We start from the raw sequence: 12,195 nt of genomic DNA, 5'->3' as shown, positions 1-12,195 counted from the left end.
TGTTTTTTCATTGGACACCTCTTGGGTTGTGATTTTATCACCTAAGCGGGTGTCCGGATTGATTAGACCACTACACTTATCCCCTTGCCGGCGGGCCGACCCCAGCTTCGCGCTTTCTGGGCCGTTACCCTTGAAACCTTGATATTTACTGGCCGCGCGGCTCATCGGCCATCCATGGCCGGAGCCACTTGTCCGCATCCCTGCGGACAGACCAGACATATCAGCGGTTTCTGCGGCGGCCCCAGAGGCGCAGAAAACCCATCACCGCAATGTCGCTTTTCAGATCAAACGAATTTTTTAAATATCATGTCTCACACACGGTTTCCTTTGGAGTGCGGCTGAGCGGATTACTTAAACCGGCGATCGTGCGGCGCCAGACAACCAGATGATTCTGCGGCCTTCAGAGCAAAACCCTGCCCCGGAACGATACAAATTATTGGTATTTTAAAACGTCGTTCCGGGGTGAATTGTTTTGCGTGCCGCATAATCATTGCAGTTGGCTGGATGAAGCCGGACGCGCCGAAAAGAAAGGATCGGAAGGAGATACCTCTCCTTGCAGGGGGCCAGGGGCTTGCGCCGGAAAGGCGTTGCAGATTGAAAAACAGTAGTCGATGAATGCTGCAGTTTGGAGTGACACAATGTCACTCCAAACTGTGGGACAGTAGTGGAAAAGCACCCACTGATTATTCAGCGGGCGTTTTCGTACGACGCATTAAGGGCAAGGATTGGAATGCACTTTATGAATGGCGTTAATACGTTCAAGTATCTCCGCCGTTAATACCACATCCGCCGAATCAATATTTTCCTGCAACTGTTCCATAGTGGTCGCGCCAATAATATTCGAAGTAACAAAACCCTGCTGAGTAACAAAGGCCAGCGCCAGAGTCACCGGACTTATTCCCAGATCCGTTGCCAGGTCGACGTATTTCTGCACTGCCTGTTCCGCATGCTCACCCTTATAACGGCTGAAACGTTCGAACAAGGTGATGCGACCTTTAGGCGGAAGCTGGCCGTTCAGGTATTTACCACTGAGCACACCAAAGGCCAGCGGCGAATATGCCAGCAAACCAACCTGTTCGCGGTGAGAGACTTCCGCCAGGCCAACTTCATAGCTGCGGTTCAGCAGATTATAAGGATTCTGAACGCTCAGAGGTCGCGCCCACTGATTCTGCTCAGCAATCTGCAGCACCTTCATCGTGCCCCAGGCGGTTTCGTTCGACAGACCGTAATGGCGGATTTTGCCTTCGCGAATAAGTTCCTGCAGCGCGCTCAGTGTTTCTTCCAGCGGTGTGCTTTCCAGCTCCTGATGTTCGTAGCCCAGCTTGCCAAAAAAATTGGTTGGCCGTGCCGGCCAGTGCAGCTGATACAGATCGATATAATCGGTCTGTAAACGTCGCAGGCTGTTTTCTACAGCTTCACGAATATGTGCACGGGTCAGTTGTGGCCCATTGCGCAGATGAGTCATCCAGTCACCCGGGCCCGCTACTTTACTGGCCAGAATAACCTTGTCGCGGTTTCCGCTTTTAGCAAACCAGCTGCCGATGTACTGCTCAGTACGCCCCTGGGTTTCGCCCTTCGGCGGTACCGGATACATCTCGGCGGTATCGAAGAAATTAATACCACGCTCCAGCGCATAATCCATTTGCTGGTGAGCTTCCGCTTCCGTGTTCTGCTCACCCCAGGTCATAGTCCCCAGACAGAGTTTGGTTACCTGTAAATCGCTGTTACCCAATGGTCGCTTTTGCATCCGTTATTCTCCGCTGCCAGTTTAATGGCCGCATTATGAAGAACTGAGCAGCAACTGATAACCCTGAACGCCTGAACACCCTATGCAGGAAATATGAACAGTAGCGTTTCAATGAAAATCGAATTAATAAGATAACGGTATAATATTTAGCAAACGCAGCAGCCAATACGCAACGACCTTCAGCCCTGAAGAAACAGCGCCAGGGTTACAGGCACACAAAACATAACGGTATAAATAAAGACAGCATGGCGACAAACGACCGTTGCCTACCAAGCACTTGCTTGGTAATTTGATTTTAATAACGATATTTAAATAACAGCAACCGGCCACACAGGCCGGTACCACGCACACCATGGGGACGCTTTATGCCGTATCAATCCACGCTGCGCGCCGGCATCTTTACCGGCAAAACCTTAATTGTTTCCGGAGGCGGCAGTGGCATTGGCCGCTGCACTGCCCACGAACTGGCTTCTCTGGGCGCCAACGTTGTGCTGATCGGGCGCAACGAAGACAAACTGCACAAGGTATTGGGAGAAATTCTGGAAGATGGCGGCCAGGCCTGTTGCTACAGACTGGATATCCGTGATGAAGACGCCGTGACCGCCACCATTGCCACCATTGTGGCTGAGCACGGCCCGATAGCCGGCCTGTTTAATAACGCCGGCGGCCAGTTCCCCTCCCCGCTCGAATTTATTAATAAAAAAGGTTTTGAAGCGGTACTGAATACCAACCTTACCGGTACCTTTCTGATGATGCGCGAAGTCTATCGTCAGTCGATGCAGAAACACGGTGGCGCCATCGTCAATATGACCGCCGACAACCTGAACGGCATGCCGGGAATGGGGCATTCTGGGGCTGCCCGTGCCGGGGTGGAAAACATCACCAAAACCGCGGCCTGGGAATGGGGAAAAAGCGGCGTACGGGTTAATGCCGTCGCACCAGGCTGGGTTGCCTCCAGTGGCTTTGATACCTACAGCCCGGCAATGCAGAAAACCATCCGCAACCTGCGCCATCACGTACCGCTGAAACGCATCGCGACCGAAGCCGAAATCAGTTCTGCTGTCTGTTTTTTATTAAGCGAAGGCGCCAATTTTATCAGCGGTGTCTGTCTGCGTGTCGATGGCGGTTCATCGATGGGTTCGGCGCCGGCCATTATTCCGCTGCCGGATAAACCTGCCACCAACAGCGAATCATTCAACGGTTTTCATCGCTATGAATTACCCGATGTGCTGAAAAATAACGACTAACGGAAGGAACCTCATATGCTGACGTTTGACTCGCTGCGATTAGCCAGCCCCTATTACAACGACAACCATGCCGAATGGCGCAGCCAGCTGCGTAAATTTGTCGAACGCGAAATCATGCCCCATGTCGACGACTGGGAAGAAGCCTGTAATTTACCACAATCCTTGTGGCATAAAGCCGCCGAGGTCGGCCTGCTGCAACTGGGCTATCCGGAACAATACGGTGGTCTGACTGAAGGCACCGATATTTTTCATACCATTATTGCCGTGGAAGAACTCAGCCGTACTGGCGCCGGTGGTATTTATGCCACATTAATGGTGCATGGTATTGGCCTGCCACCGGTCGTGCATTTTGGCAGTGATTATTTAAAAGACATGGTCATTGCGCCGGTATTAAGTGGCGAAAAACATATTTCATTGGCCATTACCGAACCCGGCGGCGGTTCAGACGTTGCCAACCTCTGCACCAGTGCCGTGCGTGATGGCGACCACTATATTATTAACGGCAGCAAAACCTTTATTACCGGTGGTATGCGTGCCGACTGGTACACCGTTGCCGTGCGTACCGGCGGCGAGGGTGTGGGCGGTATTTCCATGATTTTAGTGCCGGCCGACGCCGCAGGCTTCAGCCGTACGCCATTAAATAAAAAACAGGGTTGGTGGTGTTCGGACACAGCGACCTTGTATTTCGATAATGTACGGGTACCGGCCAGTTATTTAATTGGCGGTGAAAATCAGGGGTTTATGCCCATCGTACATAATTTTAATAATGAACGGCTGGCGTTAACCGCCGGTGCTTTAGCCAGTGCCAAAGTCTGTATCGAAGAAGCTGCCGCCTGGGCAAAAGAGCGCAAAACCTTTGGTAAACCACTCAGCAAACATCAGGTTATCCGCCATAAATTTGCCGAAATGGTGCGCCAGGTGAATGCAACTCAGGCTTATATGGACAGCTGCGCCTGGCAGATTCAGAACGGCAAAGCCAAACCCGCCGATATTGCCTTATTAAAGGTGCAGGCCACCATGGTGATGGAATTCTGTGCCCGGGAGGCATTGCAGATTTTAGGTGGTGCGGGCTATATGCGCGGCTGTAAAAGCGAGCGCATTTACCGAGAAGTGCGGGTCAATGCCATTGGTGGCGGCTCGGAAGAAATTATGCGTGATCTGGCCGCCCGTCAGCTCGGTCTTTAAAGCACCGGCCTTTTCAGAAACCTGCAGGTGTCGTCCGGCTTAATCGCCGGCGACGCAAAACAATAATCAGCATCAGCGCCATACAGGCCAGCGCCACCGCCAGCGGAAACAGCAGCGTAACCCAGGAATAATGCTCCAGAGCTGCAACTACCAACAGATTACGTAATAAAAATAACGCAAAAAAACCGAGCGACTCTGACTGCGGATACGCCCAGGCTTTACGCAGCGTCGGGCCAAAGCCCAATAAATCCACGGTGGTTAAAATAATAACCGCCATTAATGCAGAATCACTGAAATACCAGAATGGCAGCGACGATAAAGCCGCAATAAAAAATAACCAATCCAATTTTGTGATAGCAAGATCACCCCGTTTTAAAAACGCCAGACAGGCGATAAACAATGTGATACTGGCCGACAAGCCTACCGCCCAGGCACCTGCCCCGCCGTTATCACTCAGTTGCGCGAAAAAAACCACCAGAGTGGTAATTCCCCAGATCACCCAGGAAAACACATGGGCCTTAATCCGGCCGGTCAGAATTCCGCGAATATAAGGTAAAAAAGCGCTGAAAGTAATGATCATCGCCAGAGCACTGGCGAGTACTTTAAAAGACATCATTATTCTTCATCCGGGTAATTCAGGGTCGGTTAAAACAGCAACGCTGGCAAGTCAAACAACCGGCGGCGGTAACGGTTAGCCAGTACACGATCCGGCAGAATATCAATCAGTTCAACCAGCCGGGCCTGCACCTGCTGATAGTCAGCGTCCTCTGCAAGCGAGGTGGACGCCTGCAGGTTGTCGTGGCAACGGGACTGTAAAAAATCCAGCAAGGACTCCAGGGCTGCCGGATAATTCCCCTCCGCCGCCAGTGCCGCCGAAAGTGCCAGAACCACCTGCCCCTGCTGCGCGTCCGCTTGCGCTAATTGCTGACGCAACACACTGATATCATCCGCCGGCTGTTGCCACTGCTGGCGCTGCAACGCCAGCCGGGCCTGTGCCTGTTGCAGTTTCGGTTCGCGCAACACACTGAAATCGGCGGCGGCCAGCCAGCCTTCAGCCAGCTGAATCAAAGCACCACGTTCTGAACGCGGCAAGCAACCAAGCCCTTCCAGCAAGACATTCAGAATATTGGCCAGCATCCGTGCTGTACTGCCCTGTGCACCACAGGCAAGCTGGCAGGCCTGATTCAGGCTGAATGCCGCCTGATCTGCATCAGCGGCAGCAAAGGCACGCTCTGCCTGCTGCAGACAGCCGGATATCAGAACACTCTCCTGCGCTGGCTGCCTGAGCCAGGGCTGAATAAAGGCGCGGATCTGTGATTCGGTGAGTGTCTGCTGAAAGCGATCAACCTCCATGCCGTTCTGCAGCAACAAGACCGCCGGCAAACCTTTAACCGCAAAACGCTGCAGCAGCTCGGATGACTGTTCTGCATCGACCTTGAACAACAGTATCTGCCCGTTAAGCTCCAGCACCAGCTTTTCCAGCAATGGCAGAATCGCCCGGCAAGGCGCACACCAGCTGGCCCAGAAATCGAGCAACACAGGAACCCGGGCAGCGGCCAGCTGTGCGGTCAACTGCTCTTCGGTCAGCGATACAATCCAGGGAGGTTCTGCCAGAGCTGGCGCTGAGGCTTCCGTCATAGTGAACGCATAAGTGTCTGCAAAGCTGCGTATCCTAACGCTCTGAAGATTAAATGCCACAGCAGATAACCCAGTGAGTAACAAATACAGCCGGCACAATTCCGCGGATTGATAACCAGATCGAACCAAAAGATAACGGTATAAATCAGTAAGCCATACGCACAAAATACGGCAATCCTGAGGTATACTCGCCCCGACCCGGCCAAACCCAACCAGCAGCGGAAAGCCTCCCATGACCAAACCCGCACCGTCCAGCAACAAACATCCTGCAGGCACGCCGTCACCGGCCAGTTCAGCAAAGAATATCTGGCTGGCCCTGCTGGTCAGTGCCTGGCTGCTGGCAACCCTGGCCGGCTTATGGTGGTTTCAGCAACAGAACGTCCGCCCCTTTGTGAGCAACAACGACGATACCCGTTTCTGGCAGGCCAGCCAGGTCGGCCAGATGCTGCAGCCATTACTGCAACTATTACCACCGTCTGCGGTCCCGGAAGGCACAGACGAGCCCGTGCTTTTGCTGCATTTCTGGAACCCCGATTGTCTGTGTAACCAGCTCAGTCAGCGCCATTTTGATGGCCTGATCAGTCAGTTTAACCCCGGGCAGTTACGTATCGTGGTGATTGCCGCTCCGGGCACCAGTGATGAACAGCTACAGAATTTCCGCCAACTGAACGGTGCGCGAATGGAGGTGATTCGCCAGCCCCTGGGCCTTGATTTGCCCCTGCCCAGCAGTCCGGCACTGGCTTTGTTAAGCCCTCAGGGTGAACTGGGTTATTTTGGCGCCTATGGTTTCGGCGCGCTGTGCACCGTCGCCAATGATGACTTTTTCCCGAATATCGTGCGCGAACTGGGCACAAAGGGTTACGGCCCTTTTGCTAACGTAGCGGGTGATGGCTGCTTCTGCGCCTGGCCGGCGCAGAAGCAGTGATCACTGTAATGCCCGACTGAACCCTGCTGGTTCAGTCCCTGCCCGCGCGCAGTTGGCGGCGAACCTTAGCCATGGCATGCAGCAACTGGCGCTGTTGTTTTTGTTTCTGGTGTTTATCCACCTGCGGCTGATACAGGCTGCGGTTAATCTCTCCGGCCAGCCAGCGCAGCAAGCTCTGCTGCTGCGGGCAGTGCTGCTCAAGACGCTGCAGATAACTGCCCGCAGTTTCTCCAGCCTGCGGCTCTACCCCCAGTTTTTGCCCTTTTTCCTGCAACCGCTGCCAGCTGTGCATAAAAGGCGATAAGGGCACCGGGCGCTGGCGCCACCAGACAACCAACGAAGCCAGCAGGAAGAAACCGCCAAAGCTGCCACCCAGCACATAAAGTCCCTGCTGATAGTCTTCCAGCCCCAGCCAGCCATTAAGAAAACTCTGTTGCCGCTTGCCGTCATACGACAGCACCCACAGCTGCCAGTAATAGTTCAGGCTGTCCATTTCCATACGCAGCTTGTTTAACCAGCTGACACCTTTGAAGCGATGCGGTGACAGCAGATTATCCTGCAGGAAGGTCCCCTCTTCAGCGACCGCACGCTCCAGACCGAACTCAATACGCTGTGGCGCAACCGCCGCCGTCGGATCAACCCGCACCCAGCCCTGTCCGCTGAGCCAGACTTCCGTCCAGGCGTGGGCATCGTACTGACGCACGGTTAAATAACCATCGGCAGCGTTCCATTCGCCGCCCTGATAGCCGGACACCACCCGCGCCGGAATCCCTGCGGCACGGGCAAGAAACACCAGAGCACCGGCATAATGGGCACAGAAGCCGCGACGCTGATTAAACAGAAAGTCGTCAATTTCTTCGCTGCCCATCAGCGGTGGTTTCAGGGTGTAGTAAAAATCCTGTTCACGGAAATGGCGTAACAACCCATTAATGTACGCGGCATCATCGACCGCCTCTGCACGACGCTGCTGCGCCCAGGCCCGCGCCTGAGGATTACGATCACGCGGCAATTGCAGATTCTGGCGTTGCTCAAGCCCGGCCAGGCCATCTTCACTGATGCTGACCGAAGGCCAGGACAGGGCCTGATAACGCTTGCGCTCATGTAATGGCCGCCGCACAACCAGGCGATCATCCATCGTCATGCCAATGCGCTCTTCCTGCGCAGCAACACCACGCAGGGCAAACAGCCACTTCTGGCTGGTTGCCTCCTGAATAATTTCATAACGAATCAGCCCTTCAGCGTCCGCCGGCGGCTGCCAGCTTTGCGGATACCACTGGGCTTCAGAGGTAACGCCGCTGGGCTGCCAGCGCCGGCCATCGTAGTCATCCAGAACCAGTGCACGCCAGTAAAGCTGATCGCGAGGCAGCACCTGACCATCACTGAACGACACACGGAAAGCCAGCTCATCGGACTGACTGAGATCGGCAATATCACCCGGCGCCATTTCTGCCGACAAACCGGTTTTTGCCTTACCTGACTGCAGCGCCATGCTCCACAGCGGCGCCAGGCGCGGAAACAGCAGATACAACACCAGCATCAGCGGCAGCGACATCAGCAGAATGGCGGCTGCCAGCTTTGCTGCGCGACGGCTGCGGCGCACACTCTGCACATCATGGGAGAAGCCGTTCTGATGCAGGGCAACCAGCGCACTGGTCAGCAACCACACTGTCAGAATGCCGTATAAACCCGCCAGAATGCCCTGATCAAACAGAAAGCCGGTGCCGAGCAGGAAGTAGCTTAAAAAAACCACGACATAGCCATCGCGGCGGTTTCGCATTTCCAGCAACTTCAGCAAGCTGGCGGCAATCAGGAAGGCGGCCGCACTTTCCAGAGTAAAGGTTTTCTCAAAGGCCACTACGACCGCGGCCGACGCAGCGAATACCGCCACCGCTTTGGCCCAGCGGTTCGGGTAGGATAATCGCCCCAGATGCGTCAGCCCACGCCACACCAGAACAAACAGCGCCAGCCCCCACATCCACAGTGGCAGGTGCTGTCCGTGCGGCAGTAAAGCGGCCAGATTACTGCCCAGCAACCACAACAAGGCGCTGCGCGGAATCTGCAGATCGGTATTCGGATGACCGGTGCTGCTCATTAAGCCCCCGCTTCGACTCATAGCGCCCCCCGGTCAAAACCATACAGAGCCAGCGCTTCAAGACAGCGGTCACGATGACCTTCACTGTGATCCGGAGCGATGTCCTTACCCGGCAGACGCAGGCCGTAACGCCAGCCCAGCTGGTGCGCCTGCAAAACCCAGCCACAAAGACGCGACAAACGCACTTCCGTGCTTTGCGGCGCCAGTACATCCCAGTCGAGCCAGCAGGTGGCACCTTCGTCATGGTCAAAATCTTTACTCACCAGACCTTTGCCGCGGGCCAGCTGTTTCCAGGCAATCTGACGCATGGAATCGCCCGGCTGATAATTTCGCAGCCCCTGAAAATCCTGCTGACCGGACACACTGGATGGCGCTCCGGCCAGCTTATCTCCCTGCTCACCGGCGGCAAACACAAAGGGCACGGTTTCCGGTTTCGGATAAACCAGCGCGTTAAAGTCGAGTTTGATCCAGGTCCAGGTGTTGAACAGCCCCAGCGGGAAGCGTGAATCCAGCCGCAAACGTTCGGCCTGCAGCGGCCCACGCTTATGAGTGCGGAAACTCAGCGCCAGGGTACGGGTCTGGGCAGTATCGACATCGGTCAGTTGTGCCGGATTGTCGGGAAAACCCAGCAATAAGGCTTCATGAAAGCGCTTGGGAGCCGCGATCAGGCGCAGCGGTAACTCAATCACATCACCGGCAAAACAGGGATACGCCCGCCCGGACGCCAGCGTCAGTCCGGACAGGTTACGGAAGGTAAACATCATCGCCGCCAGCGACACACTGAACAGCCAGAAGGTCAGGCCGTAAATCAGGCTGTTCTGGTAGTTAATCGCCGTCAGCAGAAGGACAATCAGCAACAGCGTGAACAGCAGCCCGGTGCGGGTTGGCAGAATAAAAATGGACTTATGATTAAGCGTTACCTGAGGCGCCGGCGGAATACGCCGGTCAAGCCAGCGTTTCCAGCGCGCGCGCCAGCGACTGGCGAGTGTCGTCATACCAGAACCGGCACCGTATTGAGGATACGTTGCGACACGCTGTGCGCGCCGCCATCGGCCGCTTCTGCCAGACGATGATCAACCACCGCAGGCAGCACCGCCTGAATATCCTCAGGCAGCAAGTGCTGACGGTTACCATCCACCAAAGCCCAGGCCTTGGCACTGCGCAGCAAAGCCAGCGCACCGCGCGGTGATAAACCGTACTGAAAGCCCCCCTCATAACGGGTAAAAGCAATAATGCGCTGCACATAGTCCAGCACACTGGCCGAGGCCTGCACGCTGTTTACCTGCTGCTGCAGCTGCGCTAATTCCTGCGTGGTTAAAAGCGGCTTGAGGTTGCTGGCCATGGTGCGGCGGTCACGTCCTTCGAGCAGTTCTCGTTCAGCCTTCTCATTGGGATAGCCCAGCTGAATACGCATTAAAAAACGATCAAGCTGAGATTCCGGCAACGGAAAAGTTCCCGATTGCGACACCGGGTTTTGTGTAGCAATCACGAAAAACGGCATAGGCAGTGGCCGGGTTTCCCCTTCCACCGTCACCTGCCCTTCTTCCATCGCCTCGAGCAACGCGCTCTGTGCTTTAGGCGTTGCCCGGTTAATTTCATCGGCCAGCAATAACTGGGTAAACACCGGCCCCGGATGAAAGCGGAAGCGGCCAACATCCGAACCGCTTTCACGCTCAAAAATACTGACACCGAGAATATCCGCCGGTAATAAATCAGAGGTGAACTGAATGCGGTTATATTGCAGACCCAGCACTCCGGCCAGCGCATGGGACAAAGTGGTTTTACCCATGCCGGGCAAATCTTCAATCAGCAGGTGACCACGGGCCAGCAGACAACTGAGCGCCAGCTTGAGCTGCTCTTCTTTACCGAGAATGACAGCACTGAGTTGCTCAAGCGCACGTTGAATAGGAGTGGTCATAGTGTTTCCTGTTACTGCCCGTCGTAAAACTCAAGCATAAGTGACTCAGGGTTGCAGGGAAATGGGCAGACACTCAGGCTGAGGAAAGAAGCACAGAATTGCGCGTAAAGAATGGTCAGACTGATAACCGTACGGGGAAAAATGAGACAAAAAAAACGGGAATAACCTGCGTTATTCCCGTTCTTTTCTACTCGCGGATATTCACAGTGCGTCCAGACCGCGGGCCAGATCGCGCTGAATATCATCGATATTCTCCAGACCCACAGCAACACGCAGCAACGCCTGAGAAATACCGGCTTTCTGCCGTTCGTCTTCACTCAACCGGCCATGTGTGGTGGTACCCGGGTGAGTAATGGTGGTTTTAACATCACCAAGATTAGCGGTAATAGAAATCATGCGGGTGGCATCCACCACCTTCCAGGCTTCTTCACGGCCACCAATCACTTCAAAGGATAAAACACCGCCAAAACCACTCTGCTGTTTTTTCGCCAGAGCATAGCCCGGATGATTTTCCAGACCACAATAGTTCACGGTTTTTACTTTCGGATGCTGCTGCAGCCATTGCGCCAGCTGCAGTGCATTCTCGCTGTGCGCTTTCATGCGCAGCGACAATGTTTCCAGACCTTTGGTGAACACCCAAGCATTAAACGGGCTCATGGTCGGACCTGCTGAACGCAGTACACCAATAACAGGTTCAATCAACTCTGACGAACCAACAACCGCACCACCGATACAACGTCCCTGCCCATCGATGTATTTAGTGGCAGAATGCACCACCAGATCGGCACCCCACAGCAAGGGTTTTTGCAACGCCGGAGTACAGAAGCAGTTATCAACCACAAATAAAGCGTTAGCCGCTTGGGCGATCGCAGCAATGCCTTCCAGATCAGCCACATCATTTAATGGGTTGGATGGTGATTCCAGAAAAAATAAACGGGTATTTTCCCGGGTTTTATTTTTCCAGTCGTTCAGATCCAGCAGATCGACATAATCGATCGACACATTAAATTTACGCAGGAATTTTTCGAACAGCATAATAGTGCTGCCGAACACACTGGCTGAGCACAATACGTGATCACCGGCTTTCAGATGAGCAATCGCCACCGCGTAAATAGCCGCCATACCGGAAGAAGTTGCCGCACAGGCCTCGCCGCCTTCCAGTGCTGCCAGACGATCTTCAAATGTGCGTACCGTCGGATTGGTGTAACGCGAATAAACGTTACCCGCTGACTCACCACCAAAACGCGCTGCGGCTTCAGCAGCAGAATTAAACACGTAACTGCTGGTCGGAAAAATCGCTTCAGAATGTTCGCATTCTGCACTGCGTACCTGACCGGCACGAACAGCCAGCGTCTCAAAGGCACAGCCTTCGAGATCAGACTGATAACGATCATTAAATTGCGAAAAATCGTTCATAGCACACCTGTTTCCCGGAATTCAGCT

Annotated in this window: 10 protein-coding genes; 3 read left to right on the top strand and 7 right to left on the bottom strand. The window is 54.4% G+C overall.

Going from position 1 to position 12,195, the window contains the following annotated elements; translation table 11 throughout:
- Window positions 1-712 precede the first annotated feature (712 nt).
- The gene (locus HUF18_RS09400) at window positions 713-1,747 is read right to left on the bottom strand and encodes an NADP(H)-dependent aldo-keto reductase (protein WP_225692007.1); all 1,035 of its coding nucleotides are present in this window, start codon (window positions 1,745-1,747) and stop codon (window positions 713-715) included.
- Between the two features lie 365 nt (window positions 1,748-2,112).
- On the opposite strand from HUF18_RS09400, the gene HUF18_RS09395 reads away from it, so the two are divergent.
- Together HUF18_RS09395 and HUF18_RS09390 are read left to right on the top strand one after the other, a co-directional pair.
- Complete coding sequence (locus HUF18_RS09395; RefSeq protein WP_225692006.1) at window positions 2,113-2,994, top strand: SDR family oxidoreductase; 882 nt, start codon at window positions 2,113-2,115, stop codon at window positions 2,992-2,994.
- 15 nt (window positions 2,995-3,009) lie between these two features.
- On the top strand, window positions 3,010-4,179 hold the full coding sequence (locus HUF18_RS09390; protein WP_225692005.1) for an acyl-CoA dehydrogenase family protein: 1,170 nt from the start codon (window positions 3,010-3,012) through the stop codon (window positions 4,177-4,179).
- A 13-nt stretch (window positions 4,180-4,192) separates the two neighbouring features.
- On the opposite strand, the gene HUF18_RS09385 is transcribed toward HUF18_RS09390, so the two are convergent.
- Both HUF18_RS09385 and HUF18_RS09380 read right to left on the bottom strand, forming a co-directional pair.
- The gene (locus HUF18_RS09385; RefSeq protein ID WP_225692004.1) at window positions 4,193-4,795 is read right to left on the bottom strand and encodes a hypothetical protein; all 603 of its coding nucleotides are present in this window, start codon (window positions 4,793-4,795) and stop codon (window positions 4,193-4,195) included.
- Between the two features lie 29 nt (window positions 4,796-4,824).
- Window positions 4,825-5,817 (bottom strand): thioredoxin family protein, encoded by a 993-nt coding sequence (locus HUF18_RS09380; RefSeq protein ID WP_225692003.1) that lies wholly within the window; start codon window positions 5,815-5,817, stop codon window positions 4,825-4,827.
- Between the two features lie 232 nt (window positions 5,818-6,049).
- Here HUF18_RS09380 and HUF18_RS09375 point away from each other — a divergent pair, with 232 nt between their 5' ends.
- Window positions 6,050-6,742 carry a DUF6436 domain-containing protein gene (locus HUF18_RS09375; protein WP_225692002.1) on the top strand — a complete coding sequence of 231 codons (693 nt, stop codon included), beginning with the start codon at window positions 6,050-6,052 and terminating at the stop codon, window positions 6,740-6,742.
- A gap of 31 nt (window positions 6,743-6,773) precedes the next feature.
- On the opposite strand, the gene HUF18_RS09370 is transcribed toward HUF18_RS09375, so the two are convergent.
- From HUF18_RS09370 to HUF18_RS09355, 4 genes are all read right to left on the bottom strand, one after another.
- The gene (locus HUF18_RS09370; RefSeq protein WP_225692001.1) at window positions 6,774-8,834 is read right to left on the bottom strand and encodes a transglutaminase family protein; all 2,061 of its coding nucleotides are present in this window, start codon (window positions 8,832-8,834) and stop codon (window positions 6,774-6,776) included.
- 17 nt (window positions 8,835-8,851) lie between these two features.
- Window positions 8,852-9,829: a DUF58 domain-containing protein gene (locus tag HUF18_RS09365; RefSeq protein ID WP_225692000.1), complete on the bottom strand. Its 978-nt coding sequence runs from the start codon at window positions 9,827-9,829 to the stop codon at window positions 8,852-8,854.
- Window positions 9,826-10,752 (bottom strand): AAA family ATPase, encoded by a 927-nt coding sequence (locus HUF18_RS09360; RefSeq protein ID WP_145468872.1) that lies wholly within the window; start codon window positions 10,750-10,752, stop codon window positions 9,826-9,828. Before HUF18_RS09360 ends, HUF18_RS09365 begins: the two co-directional genes overlap by 4 nt.
- Before the next feature lie 201 nt (window positions 10,753-10,953).
- The gene (locus HUF18_RS09355) at window positions 10,954-12,168 is read right to left on the bottom strand and encodes an O-succinylhomoserine sulfhydrylase (protein ID WP_225691999.1); all 1,215 of its coding nucleotides are present in this window, start codon (window positions 12,166-12,168) and stop codon (window positions 10,954-10,956) included.
- Between the last annotated feature and the right edge of the window lie 27 nt (window positions 12,169-12,195).

The organism is Thalassolituus sp. ST750PaO-4 (assembly GCF_020320405.1).
GTDB classification, from domain to species: Bacteria; Pseudomonadota; Gammaproteobacteria; order Pseudomonadales; family Oceanobacteraceae; genus Venatoribacter; species Venatoribacter alkanivorans.
The sequence above is the reverse complement of the archived record's forward strand: the minus strand, read 5'-3'. Positions and strand labels throughout refer to the sequence as shown.